Source organism: Paenibacillus sp. FSL L8-0638 (assembly GCF_038593075.1).
GTDB lineage: Bacteria > Bacillota > Bacilli > Paenibacillales > Paenibacillaceae > Paenibacillus > Paenibacillus polymyxa_D.
In genome coordinates, this window is record NZ_CP151960.1 from 3,342,809 (window position 1) to 3,357,635 (window position 14,827).

A 14,827-nucleotide genomic window follows, 5' to 3' on the forward strand; every position below is an offset into this window, starting at 1 on the left:
CTTTCTGTCTAACAAATGAGCAAGCTATATGGCTTCGTATTGAACCTAAACTGGGAATTATGATTATGCGCCTTGTTTCGCAGCGCGTCTTTGTTCATACGCCAGAATTTCAGATTCATGCTGGAGTGTCAGTCCAATATCGTCCAAGCCTTGCAGCAGGAATTGACGACGATGTTCATCCAGATCGAATTCAATTTTCAGGCCATAGTCGTCAGCGATTGTTTTTTCATTCAGGTCTACGTTCAATTGGTAGTTATCATGCTGCGCCGTACGCTGGAACAATTCCTCTACTTGCTCTTCAGACAGCTTGATCGGCAATATACCGTTTTTAAAACAGTTATTATAGAAGATATCTGCATAAGACGGAGCAATTACGCAACGAAACCCATAGTCCATAATCGCCCACGGTGCATGCTCACGTGAGGAGCCACAGCCAAAGTTAGCGCGAGAGATCAGCACAGACGCCCCTGCATAACGAGGCTTGTTCGGTTCAAATTCAGGATTGATATTGCCTGCTTCATCAAACCGCCACTCGTAGAACAGAAACTGTCCAAAGCCCGTGCGCTCAATTCGTTTCAAAAACTGCTTAGGAATAATAGCGTCTGTGTCCACGTTCACCCGATCCACAGGTGCTACAATTCCTTTTAATGTTGTAAAAGCTTGCATCGTAATTCCTCCTCTGTATCCTAGCGGACTACTTCTTCCTGCTTGAATTTCCAATCCCGTACATCAACAAAATGCCCATGAATCGCCGCAGCGGCTGCCATTGCTGGAGATACCAGATGAGTCCGTCCTCCGCGTCCCTGACGACCTTCAAAGTTACGATTAGAAGTCGAAGCACAACGCTGTCCCGGTTGCAGTACGTCTGGATTCATCGCAAGACACATACTGCATCCTGCTTCACGCCACTCAAATCCTGCTTCTTTAAAAATGATGTCCAGTCCTTCTTCTTCAGCCTGAATTTTCACACGTCCCGAACCTGGTACGACGATGGCCGTTACTTTGTCAGAAACCTTGTAACCTTTGGCAACCTCAGCGGCTGCACGCAAATCTTCAATCCGCCCATTGGTGCAGGAGCCGATAAACACATAATCAATCGCAATATCCGTGATCGGAGTACCTGGCTTCAAATCCATATATTCAAGCGCTTTCTCAGCCGCTTTACGTTCGTTTTCGGTTGGCAGTTCTGCCGGAATCGGTACGGTTGAGGAAATATCTGTACCCATACCCGGGCTCGTGCCCCAGGTTACTTGAGGAATCAAAGCATCTACGTCAAACTCCAGCACAACATCAAACTCAGCGCCTTCATCTGTGACAAGCTCTTTCCACTCAGCAACCGCTTGCTCGAAAGCGTCTCCTTGCGGTACATGTTGACGTCCACGCAAGTAGTTGAAGGTGGTTTCGTCCGGTGCAATCATTCCTGCTCTGGCTCCGCCTTCAATGGACATGTTACACACAGTCATGCGCTCTTCCATGCTCAATTCGCGAATAGATTCACCTGTGTACTCAATAACATAGCCTGTAGCGAAATCTGTACCGTATTTGGCGATGACACCCAAAATCATGTCTTTTGCTGTCACACCAGGTTTGCGGGTACCTACAAAGCGAACTTCCATCGTTTTGGCTTTGGCTTGCTGGAGACATTGTGTTGCCATTACGTGCTCTACCTCACTGGTTCCGATACCAAAAGCGAGTGCTCCGAACGCCCCATGTGTGGAAGTATGGCTATCACCACAAACAATCGTTTTGCCCGGATGAGTCAGACCAAGTTCAGGCCCCATAACGTGAACGACACCCTGATCCACCGTATCCAAATCATACAGTGTGACACCGAAATCACGGCAATTTTGAGTTAATGTATCAATTTGCTGCTTGGAAATCGGGTCCGTAATATTGTAACGGTCCTTAGTCGGTACGTTATGATCCATCGTCGCAAACGTAAGCTCTGGACGACGCACCTGACGGCCGCTAAGACGTAATCCCTCAAACGCCTGTGGCGATGTTACCTCATGTACGAGGTGAAGATCGATGTACAAAATACTCGGCTTACCTGCTTCCTGATAGATGACATGGTTATCCCAAATTTTCTCGAACATAGTCTTTTTACTCATCATTATTCACCCCTGTGTTTTTCGAACCTAGTGGAGAGAAGCTGAGCGGCTCTCTCTTGAATGTCAACAATATACCACGGGATGTCTGATTGGTCTAAGATATGATATCTATAGAAGTGATAGGTTAAGGCTATAAGGATGGATAAGGTGAATATAGGCGGTTCATTGCACTGATTTCTCTATCAGCTCTTAATAGTAAAAACACTCAACTAAAATTCGAAGGTTAAAAAATGGATTATTCAAACGGATAAATACAATGAACCATATCGCCTTTTCCAAGGTACTGCAGTTATTACATTAAAGTAATCAAAAATAGGATAAAAAGAGTCGCCTTTTCGGTTAATGGAAAGTACCAATCAATCATTCCAAAAAGAGACGACTCCATGAATCAGTCTACCTTTTTTCAGCTGCTCCGGCATGGATCAGGCGTCGTTAAGGAGTTAATACCCTACCTTCTGAAAAACCGCTGAGGTTCCTTTTGTCTGTCTAAAACGTTTTTCCAGTAATTATGACCAAAATGATAAAAAGTTCAGGGCTAAACAGTAATTCGAAAAAATGCCGGTGGAGCTTAAGAATCTTTATAAATGAATTAATTTCAAGATGATTACCAGCAAAATGAACAGTGCCAAGACAGCAGCTACCGACGTCCAAACTCTTCCGGTGATTCCCGCGTAGTCTCTTTTCATTTCCCCCACACGTAACGCCTCCTTTATTTTAGGGTACTATACTCCATAGGCTATGCGAGGTCTTGGTTAAAGGAAGGGCTTCTTAACAAAAAAAGCTCCACCGACCCATTAAGGTCAGCTGAGCTTTTTGATTTAATCGCTTGGTATGACGCTAAAGATGCTGGTAGAGGTGCTTCATTCTTTGCCATCGATAAACACAATAATAATAAAGGCCCATTCAGCAACCGTAAGGAATATGTAGTATTCAACAAAATACTCACCTTTGAAGTAAGCGAGTATTCGACTAAATAAACAAAAGAAGGACTCTTACGCGGCTACAAACCGTTGGATCCTTTTTTTCCCATCTAATCTAAATTCAAACTGCTCTATAATAAAGAAAATTCCACAGGCCAATTTAAGAGATTAATTCCCTCACTCTATAAAGCGTCAATTTACATTTAATAAAAAAATGCTAATGAGGAATATTCAATTTATAGCCAGTAGGATGTCACCGATGCTTTTGGATCGCACAACGGTGCTTCTGAGTGTTGTAATAAGGATAAATGAGTTGGGTGATTTCTTTCTTTAATACTCATATGTATAGTTTATGCTGATCACATCAAGATAGTTATTCGGTGAATTGTGTAGTAATTCCCGCACTGAAAAAAGCTCTGCTAACCTTTTGGTCGGCAGAGCCTTCTTTTACTTTAGAATCCCCCAATTTGTACAAGGGTCTGAATAAGCTGATCATGATTGTGAGCAGGTACGATTATGAAAACCAAAAAGCTACTCGCAACGATTAACCATTCCATCTTTTTTAACATTACTTAACCACACCTTTTCAATTAGATTGGAAAACTCTGTTTTGATTTCAGGAGTCGCATGGACTTGGAAACGCATAAACAGACCAATACAATTTATAAAGTTTGTTTCATTAGTTATTATATGTGACTTTGCCATTGCATACATCAAGTATTTAAAGCCATCACTATATTTCACCCGATGTAAATAATAATGAGCCATTTCGTAAGCAAACCATGCGAAATAGTCTGGTATTACCTGTTGGGTATATATATCAGATGATGTTGGGAGTTGAGCAAAAGAATTAATATTCGTTTTAAAACGTGAAAGGACATCATCCACATCTATTTCATATCGGTTAGCCGCTATCATTACGTTCAACAGCTTTGAGAGTTTCTCATTTTCATTAGCGGTTGATGTTGCCGCTATATATTCAACATAGTCTGGCAGCACGCTAACATCTCCAGACAGGAGTTTATTTACGTACGTGTTACCTTCTGCCCACTGACTAAACAAGTTTACCCAGTGTCGAGTATCTTCGTCAGTCTCTTTGACCCAATCTAAATTCGCATAGGCGTATGTATATTGTAGAGCTTGTTGATAATCGCCTTGGGCTTCACAAACACTAGCACACAACAAATCGGCGTAAGCAATGTATCCAAATAACGGCCCTCTGGTTTCCTTTTCATGCTCGCTGTTCTTTCGATTCTTCTGCTGATGCTTTATGGAATATTGTACTTCCGCTTTAGCTCTCATTACCCTCGCTATTTCATCAACCTTGTCCCATTTACGCAAAGACCTGTACACATTAGCCAAATCCTTTAAAGCTTCAAGTTGTTCTAAATCATCTAGACGCTCGACATAAGGCTCAAATAGTATAGCTGCCTTGAGGTTGCGGCTTTGGTCGTCACCAATCTGAATCGTGAACATGCGATATTGACAGATCGCCAAACGTTCGGAGTGCTGGTACTTCTCCACTTCTGCTACGTTCTCATAGAGTATCAGTGCCGCACCATATCGTCCTTGTGCTAATAATGTTTCTGCAATATCAAATAGTTTAGGCGAATAGAGTAGGTTGTCCATAATGGTTCCCACCACTCGACGGATCGCATCCAGCTTGTCCAATTCCGCACAACGATACAAAAATGGCTCTATTCGTCTCATATTCGGGGGAGTGTCGATGATGTAGTTTTCTATAAATAGGTCGTAAAAGTAGCCTTCTGGTAAACCCATAGCCTCGGTAATGCGATCTATCTGGTTAACAGACATAGATTTATTGCCTGACACTATGCTACTTATTATCCCCCTATTCATGCCTGCAATATGCCCGAACTCCATCATGCTCAAACCTTCTTGTTTTAGGTATTGTTCCAATTCCGCTCTAATCGTGGGTGTAATTTCCATGGATAAACCACCCTCCATACAGAAGTACCAATATTTATATATTATTGCATTCTATTGTTGTCCATAATTTAACAGTTGTCAATAATTTTTATTTATTTGCATCGAATGTCGAAGTATATAAAATAAGTAGTTCCAAAGAGTATCTTAAATTAGCTTTGTTTCTATAACGCTACGAATTTTAAAGGGAAATATTGTTCGGTGAATATAAAGTTGTAGACGGACAATACGTCATTAAGCTGACGGCAGTTTAACTTGATTGGTGATATTATGCTACTCTAATATAAATAAGCAAATAATTTAATCAAGAGGTGTAATAATGCGGTTTCATGAATTTTATATCGGACAAGTATTTAAAACCAAATCTTTAAAATTAACTAAAGAGGACATTACCAGATTTGCAAGGGAGTTTGACCCGCAATATATGCACTTAGATGAAAAAAAAGCATTACAAGGCAGGTTTAACGGAATTATCGCTTCAGGAATTCAAACATTAGCTGTTTCTTTTAAGCTTTGGGTTGAAACAGGCAGTTACGGTGATGAGGTTATTGCTGGAACTGCTATGAATAATATTAAATTTATTAAACCAGTATATCCAGGCGACGAATTGTACACCATTGTTGAAGTGATTGGAGTAAAAGAGATGAGGAATGGAACAGGACTCGTTACTGTATTGCTGTCGACTTTCAACCACACAGAGGAGCAAGTTTTTGAAGGCGATTTATCTGTTCTGGTTAAACAGTAAAGTTTTATAAAATCAATTATTAAAGGTTTGAAGAGGTCCATGCATTCTAGCACGGACCTCTTCTCTTTATTTATACATGGCTTGACTTGCGGCTTTATGTTCAGCCACACGTTGCAGTAATTTCTTCATTTGGCGACCTTTAAGTTGCCCTTCTACAACTGAATTTCGCATAGATTCTACATCTTGAACCCGCACTTTACCCCATGATGAAAGCGATTGTACAGTGCGATAAATTGCTTTGCTGCCACTTTATTATGGGTCTCGACTTGAAAACCAACGCTGTTCGTCGGGTGCTGTAACAGACAATGGCTTGGGCAATCTGCTTTGGATCTGTGGTTTGTGTACAGACAAATTAGCTTTGGATTGATGACTTTGTGTACCCAGTATTCCTCTTAGCAACTAATCTTCCGGAATTCGCATAACCTGAAGATGATGTTCACGAATACCACTTCCAATCCCACACATATCATGGTAGTTGCAGAATCACGTACGATATCACCCATTTTGGATAACATATTTATATTTTCTGGTGTTCGACTAGCATTTTGTTCAATGTAATAATAATAAATTCATCTACTGCTTTTGTATTAGAACTGTACAAGCAATGCGATAGAACGAGAAGCATCATACAAACCATAGAGGTAAAGCTGCTTCAAGAGGGGGCTAATCCATGTAAAATTTTGGTTCAGTGTAATGAATTTCACATCTTTCCGGGCCAACCTGTTCTACCATAGAAGAGTGATACGCCGTGCTGGGCAGACCACTTTGGTCGGGACGGTTACGTCTTGTTCTAAACTAGCTACACAGGCTGTCTGGCATGCGCGGCAAGTACGCCTTTATTTTGATTCGAAGCGGAGTGTCCAGATGTTGAATACCGAATTGGAATACCGTGAGCGCATCAGGAAGTTGGCCGTATGTATTGTCAAACACTACCGGGGAAAAGGACCGGACAACGTCAAGGTTTCACTGGATTCGCCGCTCCGGATTACGGTAGAAATTCGAGGTACATTGTCTAATCTGTCCGAAATTCTCGTTCATGAAGGGGCTGAGGACAAGGTCAGAGAATATTGGGACGTCCTTCGTCCCTATCTGGAAAAGGAGTTTATGAACGAAGCCGAAAAAACACTCGGCAGTCCCTTCACTTATACTTGGGAGGTCTGCCCCTCCGTCCATGGAGACGGACACATTATCATTACTCTAGAACTACAACACATACACCGGTTGGATTAGCGGGAAGGAGCCTTGTCTCCTCGCTCGCGGATAAGCCAGTACAGGATGCAGCGTAAAGCGGCATTTTTGTATTGGCTTTTTTTATGTTTCGAGTTTCATCTATTTCATATAAAAGAGGTGCTGCACTTATGGCAGACAAGGTATTGACCGTATGTCCCTACTGCGGGAGCGGTTGTCAGCTTCATTTGCTGGTGGAAAAAGGACAGGTAATTGGCGCAGAGCCGGCTGGTGGTCGTACGAATGAAGGAACGTTGTGTCTAAAAGGACACTACGGATGGGATTTTCTGAATGACCCGCAAATTCTGACTGCACGCTTGCGCAAGCCCATGATTCGCAAAAATGGAGTTATGGAGGAAGTGGAGTGGAAGGAAGCCATTCAATATACTGCCGAACGGCTGTCAGCAATTAAGGAAAAATACGGACCCGACTCCATTATGGGAACGGGCTCCGCACGTGGTCCGGGAAATGAGGCCAATTATGTCATGCAAAAGTTCATGCGGGCGGTCATTGGCACGAACAATATTGACCATTGCGCTCGTGTATGCCATGGCCCTTCTGTGGCAGGTTTGACTTACTCGCTCGGAGATGGAGCTATGTCCAACTCTATTCCTGAAATTGAACACTCTGATCTCATTTTCGTATTTGGATATAATGCACCCGAAACACATCCGATCGTCGCAAGACGCATTGTAGCTGCCAAGCAAAGAGGCGCCAAAATTATTGTATGCGATCCGCGCATGACCGAAACAGCTCGTATTTCGAATATGTGGCTACCCTTAAAGGGCGGTTCGAACATGGCTTTGGTGAACGCTTTTGGTCATGTACTTGTGCATGAAGGACTGTACGACAAACGATATGTTGAAGCAAACACAGAAGGCTTTGCCGAATACGTAGACAGCATTAAAAAATATACTCCCGAATATGCGGAAGGCATTACGGGGGTCAAGGCGGCCGATATCCGGGCGGCTATGAGGGAATATGCAAAGGCCCCTACCGCTACCATTTTGTACGGAATGGGCGTATGCCAATTTTCACAGGCCGTTGACGTAGTAAAGGGGCTCGCTTCCCTTGCACTGTTGACCGGAAATCTGGGCAAGCCGAATGTGGGTATCGGACCAGTACGGGGACAAAACAATGTACAGGGTTCCTGCGACATGGGCGCTTTGCCGAATGTGTATCCTGGCTATCAGGATGTAACAGACACCACGGTTCGCAAAAAGTTTGAAAAAGCATGGGGTGTTGAGCTGCCGCGTAAAAAAGGATATCCACTTACGGAGGTACCACACCTCATCCTGAAGGAGAACAAGCTGAAAGCTTATTACATTTTCGGCGAAGACCCTGTACAAAGTGATCCGAACGCCGCCGAGTTGCGTGAAGCCCTAGACCAATTGGAATTTGTCGTGGTCCAGGATATTTTCATGAACAAAACAGCGCTGCATGCCGATGTCATCCTCCCTTCTACTGCCTGGGGCGAGCATGACGGTGTATATTCTTCGGCAGATCGGGGCTTTCAGCGCATCCGAAAGGCCGTCGAGCCACAGGGTGATGTAAAGCCAGACTGGGCTATTATTAGCGAGGTTGCTACCGCCATGGGCTACCCTATGTCCTATGCAAACACAGAGGAAATTTGGGATGAAATGCGTAGCCTCTGCCCATTATTCTCCGGTGCCAGCTACCAAAAAATGGAGCAGCAAGGCGGCGTGCAATGGCCCTGCCCTACTGAGGATCATCCAGGTACACCGTATTTGTATAAAGGAAATCAATTTTCGACACCTAGTGGCAAAGGCAGATTATTCGCCTGCGAATGGCGTCCACCACAAGAACAACCGGATGCAAAATACCCGCTTGTCTTGTCTACAGTCCGTGAGGTAGGCCACTACTCCGTTCGTACCATGACTGGCAATTGCCGTGCGCTACGCCAATTGTCTGATGAGCCTGGCTTTATTCAGATTAGCCCGGAAGACGGAGCAGATCTGAATATTCTGGATGGTGAAATTGTTGCCATATCCTCCCGTCGGGGACGCATCATGGCACGGGCACAAATCAGTGACCGTGTGCAACAAGGTGCGACCTACATGACCTATCACTGGTGGGTTGGAGCATGCAACGAGCTGACCGCTGATTTTCTCGATCCGGTATCCAAAACCCCGGAATTAAAATACTGTGCCATCCGCCTGGAACGAATCGCCGACCAAGCTCAGGCCGAACGTGATGTACATGAATCGTACCAACAGATTCGCAAACAGATGAACGTCCAGGAAGCTGTTTTGGCTGATAAGGTGACAAGATGAGCGGGACAGGGAATATGATGCACCGTCCGACTGATACCCGTTCAGCTTCGATGAGTAGAATGGGAGCAGCCAGTAGAACAAGCGCTGTTGCTTCTTCTTTTGTAGTCGCAGACGCCGGGCAGTGCATCGGCTGCAAAGCCTGTGAACTGGCGTGCTTCGCCGTTCACAGTCAGGCTAACGGTATAGGAGCTTCGGTCGGAACCGTCAGCGTTCCTGTCGTACCCAAGGTGTATGTTGTTCGTACAGGGGATACGTATGTGCCGGTGCAATGCCGGCATTGCGAAAATGCCCCCTGCGCACATGCCTGTCCGGTGCAGGCCATTCGTCAGGAGGACGGAGTCGTCATGATAGATGAGGATCGATGTATCGGCTGTACTTCCTGTGTTTTGGCCTGCCCCTTCGGGGCAATTGAGGTGTCTCCGGTCTACCAGGCCGGACACCTTGTGACGCAGTCCGGCCTGACTCACCGGGCAAATCGAGTGGCCCTTCCCCGCACCGCGGCAAGCAAATGCGATCTGTGCGCGGAAACAGAGAACGGACAGCCTGCATGTGTAGATGCCTGCCCGAATCATGTCCTACGGCTGGCCAAAGGTATATCCGACTCGCCTCCAGAGCCTCGGCGGGAAGTCTTTTTCCCACGCCTGTAAGGTCAAAATCAGCCGCAGAAAGGTAGAAAAACATGTCAACCACTATAGACAAGATCTCTTCACCTCCTTGTATGAAGACGACTGATTGCACAGACCCTGTCATTCATATTGACCCGACGCTCTGCACGGGATGCAGACGCTGTGCTGAGGTTTGTCCAGTAGATGCCATAGAGGGACTGCCTGGAGAACCTCAAACCGTTAATGCAGACCGATGTGTTATTTGCGGTCAATGTGTACAAATATGCAGCGTATACGCATCTGACTGGGCAGGTTCATCTCCACAGGAAGGCGCCGCTAGACGGCTGGCACGTATACAAGAACGCGATATGCCTGCCGACATCAGAGAGCCGCTATTCGCTGCCTATTATAGCTACAACTTGAATAAGGTAAGCGATATGATGACCAAACCTGGACAGTTTCGGATCGTCCAATGTGCTCCGGCCATTCGTGTTTCACTCGCGGAGGAATTCGGTATGCCGTTTGGCACCTTGACGCCTGGGAAAATGGCTGCTGCTTTGCGCCGCCTTGGTTTCGACCGGGTATATGACACCAACTTTGGAGCTGACGTGACCATCATGGAGGAAGGCACGGAATTGATTCGTCGCGTGACTGAAGGCGGTCCCTTGCCTATGTTCACATCCTGCTGTCCAGCATGGGTTCGATTTGCCGAGATTGAATATCCCGATCTGCTAGACCATCTATCCAGCTGCAAATCTCCGATGCAAATGTTAGGAGCGCTTATCAAATCTTATGGCGCACAACTGGACGAGGTGGAACCTGCGAATATATACAGCGTTGCCATCATGCCATGTACTTGTAAACAATTTGAATGTGATCGTCCCGAAATGGAATCTGACGGTTACCGTGATGTAGATGAGGTACTGACCACGCGTGAACTTGCATACTGGATCAAGCAGAGCGGAATTGATTTTGCAAACCTGCCTGATGAAGAATTCGATTCACCGTTAGGGCAATATTCCGGTGCAGGCTCCATTTTTGGAGTCACTGGAGGAGTCATGGAAGCTGCCATCCGTACAGGTTACGAGCTGCTGACAAATGAAAAACTGCCGAAGCTCCAACTCGATTTTGTACGTGGTGAGGAAGGCATTCGAGTAGCTGAGGTTCAGGTAGGCAAGCTACAGCTCAAGGTAGCGGTCGTCGCCGGGCTACAGCATGCCTATCAGCTACTGGATCGTGTCCAGGCGGGCGAATGTGATTATCATTTTATTGAGGTGATGGGCTGCCCTGCCGGATGTATCAGTGGAGGGGGACAACCCAAGATCATGTTAGAAAAGCAACGAATTGAAGCATATCGGGCACGTAAATCCTCCATCTATGGACATGATGCTGCACGCCAGGTACGAAAATCGCATGAGAACCCTCACATCATTAAACTTTATGATGAATTTCTAGGTGAGCCGCTGGGTCATGTGTCGCATCATCTTCTGCACACGACCTTCCAACAACGGGGGCCCGGCAAGCAAAGCCGAAGTAGCACTATTTCTATCAAAGGGGATACGGATTACTCCATTCATTAATACGTTAAGTTTTTTATGCTGTATACATTATATTTGTCGTTAGTTAGAGAGGAGTCGAATTGTATGAACCGTTTTGTTTTAGCTGATCCCGACCAGTGTATCGGATGTCGTACCTGTGAAATCGCATGTGTCATCGCACATTCAGCGGAGAACCCTTTTATCTCACCAGATGATGAGTTTCATTTTCACCCTCGTCTGAAGGTTATTAAATCATTTGGAGTCACTGCACCCGTTCAGTGTCGTCACTGTGAGGATGCCCCATGCGCTAACGCTTGTCCGAACGGCTCCATTACGAACGCAGATGGCTGCATTCTCATTAACAGTGAAAGCTGCATTGGCTGTAAAACCTGCATGATCGCCTGCCCTTACGGCGCGATTACCATGGTACCCGAGTATCGAAACGGGCAGCCTGTCGTTCAAGACGGACTGTACACCAATATGTCAGGCCGTTTGCAACCCAAAGAACGCATGATTGCCAGCAAATGTGATTTGTGCGAAGGTGTGGACGGCGGCCCGGCCTGCATTGGTAAATGTCCAACACAAGCACTCAAGCTGGTCGAGCCAGATCTGGTTCATGCCCGGGTTGAGGAAAAACGCGCTGCAAGTGCACGTCAGCTGCTGCATATGACACGCATTCCGGCAACAGGTCTATGACTGAAGGTTTCCCTCTACCTACAAATACGCGAACCGAGCGGGATGCGTTAGGAGAGATGGAAATTCCCGCAGACGCCTTTTACGGTATTCACACCGCACGCGCGATGAACAATTTTGCGGTCAGTGGCAGGCCTGTGAACCAAAACCTGATCCACGCTCTTGTGTTGGTAAAAAAAGTAGCCGCTCAAGTGAATGGAGAGCAGAAACGGCTTCCTGTCCAACGGGCCTCTGCCATTGTATATGCTTGTGATGAAATACTCGCCGGGAGACACCAACATATGTTTACCGTGGATGCTATGCAAGGCGGCGCAGGCACCAGTACCCATATGAATGTAAATGAGGTCATTGCTAATTTGGCCATCGTACAGCTAGGAGGCAGACCAGGGCAGTATGAAATTGTACATCCGCTGGATGATGTGAACTGCTGCCAGTCTACGAATGATGTCTATCCCACAGCGCTACGAATTGCAGCGATACGGCTGCTTCGGCCTTTATGTGACACAATGTCTTCGTTACAGGATGCTTTACAGCACAAAGAAACAGAATATGCCGACCTACTCAAGCTAGGCCGCACTCAGCTAATAGATGCCCTGCCCATGATGGCCGGGCAGGGCTTTGGTGCCTATGCAAAGGCTATAGCGCGCGACCGCTGGCGTCTCTATAAGGCCGAAGAGCGGCTGCGGGAAATCCCTATTGGAGGCACGGCGATTGGCACAGGTATGAACGCGCCCCGTGCTTACAGCTATCGGATGGTCGAAAAACTGGCGGATGAGACCGGCTTTGGACTGAGTCGCAGCGACCACCCGATGGATCCGATTCAAAATATGGATGTCTTTGTGGAGGTGTCCGGTCTACTCAAAGCAGCCGCCGTGAATCTGTACAAAATATCTGGCGATTTTCGCCTACTGGCCTCTGGTCCTTTCGGTGGTATTGGCGAATACACGCTGCCTCCAGTTCAGGCCGGATCCTCTATTATGCCTGGCAAGGTCAATCCGGTAATAGCTGAAATGGCAGGACTAACAGCCATGCGTGTGATAGCCGAAGATGCGGCTATCACTATGGCCGCTGCCTCCGGTCAGTTGGAGCTAAACGCATTCCTGCCGCTGATTGCCGAATCGTTGCTGGAATCGCTACATATTCTGAACAGCGCGGTTCGACTATTCGAAGAACGATGTGTGCGTGGCCTGATCGTGCGTGAGGAACGCTGTATTACAAATCTACGTAACTCAGCCGTGATGGCTTCTGCGCTGGTCGCGGAGCTTGGCTATGATGAAGCTGCCTCCATTGCATCGGCAGCCATTGCGCAAGGTCGCACACCAGAGGATATTGCAGAAGATCGCGGCCTACTGACCCGTTCGCGGATTGACCAATTATGCCATCCCTATACAGTAACCAAGCCCGGAATTCCGGGGCAGGAAGAAGGAACTCACCATGGGAATGAATGATACCCCTCGTAGCAACCGACCACATATCGTCCTGCTTGGTCGCCGTAACGCAGGCAAATCCAGCATTCTGAACACCCTGACTGGTCAGCCCGTCGCTGTGGTATCTCCTGTAGGAGGAACGACCACGGACCCCGTTTTCAAACCGATGGAGCTGCTCCCAGCGGGTCCCATTGTTTTGGTGGATACCGCCGGACTGGACGATGAGGGTGAGATCGGAGAGCTGCGCCGCAACAAAACGCTAGAAATACTTAATAGTACAGACTTGGCTCTTCTCGTTATCGACGCCACCGTTGGAGTCGGATCATTCGAGCATGAGCTACTCGAAAAGCTCCGTATCAAAAAGATTCCTGTTATTGGGGTATTGAATAAGATAGATACCCTTACAGAATCAGATAAAACGGCTACAAAACTGGCTACTGAACTGGATCTCACCCTGATTCCTTTCAGTGCATCTTTGCTCCGAGGAGACACGGAACTAAAAAAGGCTATCACGAATACACTTCCCCAAAACGAGGATCGTTTCCGTATCGTCGGTGACCTGTTGTCACCCGGCGATGTTGTTGTGCTGGTCGTTCCCATCGACAAAGCTGCACCAAAAGGCCGATTGATCCTGCCACAACAGCAAACAATCCGCGATACACTAGAGAGTGATGCCATCGCCGTAGTGACCAAAGAACATGAACTACGATTGACACTGGAGAGATTGGGACGCAAGCCTCGCTTGGTCATTACCGATTCACAGGTTTTTATGAAAGTAGCGGCTGACACGCCCAAAGATGTGCCTCTCACCTCTTTTTCCATCCTGTTTGCCCGTCATAAAGGCGATCTGGACGAACTGGTACGAGGTGCAAGAGCCATTGATCGCCTCAAGGATGGAGACCGTGTACTTATTGCCGAAGCCTGCACTCACCAATGCCAATCTGACGATATTGGTCGAGTGAAAATTCCACGCTGGCTCCGCCAAACGATAGGCAAACGTCTCATCATCGAGCATGCATCCGGCTCCAGCTTCCCTGATGATCTGAGCGAATACGCACTGGTTATTCATTGCGGTGCATGCATGCTCAATCGGCGTACGATGCTTCATCGAATGTCGGAAACGAAAGCTGCCGGAGTGCCGATTGTGAACTATGGTATTTTCATCGCTTATGTACAGGGGGTCTTTCCCCGTGCTATTGAATGCTTCCCATCTGCTATGCTGGCATGGGAGCAAGCTGTAGAGGCCGGCAGTTATTCCTAAAAGTCCTCATCTCGGTATTCATATTTTTTTCCAGACACACAAAAGCAGTCGCGCTGATT

General features: G+C 46.6%; 12 protein-coding genes. 8 read left to right on the top strand and 4 right to left on the bottom strand.

What is annotated here, in order from left to right:
• Nucleotides 1-63: 63 nt before the first annotated feature.
• The 4 genes from leuD to MKY35_RS14690 all read right to left on the bottom strand — a co-directional run bounded on the left by leuD (nt 64) and on the right by MKY35_RS14690 (nt 4,981).
• Entirely contained in the window at nt 64-666 is a 603-nt protein-coding gene (gene leuD / locus MKY35_RS14675) for a 3-isopropylmalate dehydratase small subunit (protein ID WP_342444109.1), read from the bottom strand.
• A 20-nt stretch (nt 667-686) separates the two neighbouring features.
• A complete protein-coding gene (leuC, locus tag MKY35_RS14680; RefSeq protein WP_322252554.1) occupies nt 687-2,111 on the bottom strand; it encodes a 3-isopropylmalate dehydratase large subunit in 1,425 nt (474 codons plus the stop codon).
• A 578-nt stretch (nt 2,112-2,689) separates the two neighbouring features.
• A complete protein-coding gene (locus MKY35_RS14685; RefSeq protein ID WP_342446717.1) occupies nt 2,690-2,806 on the bottom strand; it encodes a YjcZ family sporulation protein in 117 nt (38 codons plus the stop codon).
• Nucleotides 2,807-3,562: 756 nt separating this feature from the next.
• The gene (locus tag MKY35_RS14690; protein ID WP_342444110.1) at nt 3,563-4,981 is read right to left on the bottom strand and encodes a transcriptional regulator; all 1,419 of its coding nucleotides are present in this window, start codon (nt 4,979-4,981) and stop codon (nt 3,563-3,565) included.
• A 316-nt stretch (nt 4,982-5,297) separates the two neighbouring features.
• Here MKY35_RS14690 and MKY35_RS14695 point away from each other — a divergent pair, with 316 nt between their 5' ends.
• The 8 genes from MKY35_RS14695 (at nt 5,298) to hydF (ending at nt 14,768) form a co-directional block, all read left to right on the top strand.
• Nucleotides 5,298-5,723: a MaoC family dehydratase gene (locus MKY35_RS14695; RefSeq protein ID WP_342444111.1), complete on the top strand. Its 426-nt coding sequence runs from the start codon at nt 5,298-5,300 to the stop codon at nt 5,721-5,723.
• 693 nt (nt 5,724-6,416) lie between these two features.
• The gene (locus tag MKY35_RS14700; RefSeq protein ID WP_230585033.1) at nt 6,417-6,953 is read left to right on the top strand and encodes a hypothetical protein; all 537 of its coding nucleotides are present in this window, start codon (nt 6,417-6,419) and stop codon (nt 6,951-6,953) included.
• A gap of 128 nt (nt 6,954-7,081) precedes the next feature.
• Nucleotides 7,082-9,244 carry a formate dehydrogenase subunit alpha gene (fdhF, locus tag MKY35_RS14705; protein ID WP_029517400.1) on the top strand — a complete coding sequence of 721 codons (2,163 nt, stop codon included), beginning with the start codon at nt 7,082-7,084 and terminating at the stop codon, nt 9,242-9,244.
• 50 nt (nt 9,245-9,294) lie between these two features.
• Entirely contained in the window at nt 9,295-9,891 is a 597-nt protein-coding gene (locus tag MKY35_RS14710) for a 4Fe-4S dicluster domain-containing protein (protein ID WP_342444112.1), read from the top strand.
• Between the two features lie 71 nt (nt 9,892-9,962).
• Nucleotides 9,963-11,429, top strand: coding sequence for a [FeFe] hydrogenase, group A (locus tag MKY35_RS14715; protein ID WP_342444113.1), 1,467 nt, complete (start codon nt 9,963-9,965; stop codon nt 11,427-11,429).
• A gap of 63 nt (nt 11,430-11,492) precedes the next feature.
• A complete protein-coding gene (locus MKY35_RS14720; protein ID WP_013310648.1) occupies nt 11,493-12,083 on the top strand; it encodes a 4Fe-4S dicluster domain-containing protein in 591 nt (196 codons plus the stop codon).
• A complete protein-coding gene (locus MKY35_RS14725) occupies nt 12,080-13,528 on the top strand; it encodes an aspartate ammonia-lyase (protein ID WP_342444114.1) in 1,449 nt (482 codons plus the stop codon). Before MKY35_RS14720 ends, MKY35_RS14725 begins: the two co-directional genes overlap by 4 nt.
• Nucleotides 13,515-14,768 carry a [FeFe] hydrogenase H-cluster maturation GTPase HydF gene (gene hydF / locus MKY35_RS14730; protein WP_342444115.1) on the top strand — a complete coding sequence of 418 codons (1,254 nt, stop codon included), beginning with the start codon at nt 13,515-13,517 and terminating at the stop codon, nt 14,766-14,768. Before MKY35_RS14725 ends, hydF begins: the two co-directional genes overlap by 14 nt.
• Nucleotides 14,769-14,827: the final 59 nt, after the last annotated feature.

What these genes read in the sequence shown, in the direction of transcription:
- leuC (WP_322252554.1), bottom strand. Translation starts at nt 2,111, where the DNA reads ATGAGTAAAAAGACTATGTTCGAGAAAATTTGGGATAACCATGTCATC.
- MKY35_RS14695 (WP_342444111.1), top strand. Translation starts at nt 5,298, where the DNA reads ATGCGGTTTCATGAATTTTATATCGGACAAGTATTTAAAACCAAATCT.
- MKY35_RS14720 (WP_013310648.1), top strand. Translation starts at nt 11,493, where the DNA reads ATGAACCGTTTTGTTTTAGCTGATCCCGACCAGTGTATCGGATGTCGT.
- MKY35_RS14710 (WP_342444112.1), top strand. Translation starts at nt 9,295, where the DNA reads ATGAGTAGAATGGGAGCAGCCAGTAGAACAAGCGCTGTTGCTTCTTCT.
- fdhF (WP_029517400.1), top strand. Translation starts at nt 7,082, where the DNA reads ATGGCAGACAAGGTATTGACCGTATGTCCCTACTGCGGGAGCGGTTGT.
- MKY35_RS14715 (WP_342444113.1), top strand. Translation starts at nt 9,963, where the DNA reads ATGAAGACGACTGATTGCACAGACCCTGTCATTCATATTGACCCGACG.
- leuD (WP_342444109.1), bottom strand. Translation starts at nt 666, where the DNA reads ATGCAAGCTTTTACAACATTAAAAGGAATTGTAGCACCTGTGGATCGG.
- hydF (WP_342444115.1), top strand. Translation starts at nt 13,515, where the DNA reads ATGGGAATGAATGATACCCCTCGTAGCAACCGACCACATATCGTCCTG.
- MKY35_RS14700 (WP_230585033.1), top strand. Translation starts at nt 6,417, where the DNA reads ATGAATTTCACATCTTTCCGGGCCAACCTGTTCTACCATAGAAGAGTG.
- MKY35_RS14690 (WP_342444110.1), bottom strand. Translation starts at nt 4,981, where the DNA reads ATGGAAATTACACCCACGATTAGAGCGGAATTGGAACAATACCTAAAA.
- MKY35_RS14725 (WP_342444114.1), top strand. Translation starts at nt 12,080, where the DNA reads ATGACTGAAGGTTTCCCTCTACCTACAAATACGCGAACCGAGCGGGAT.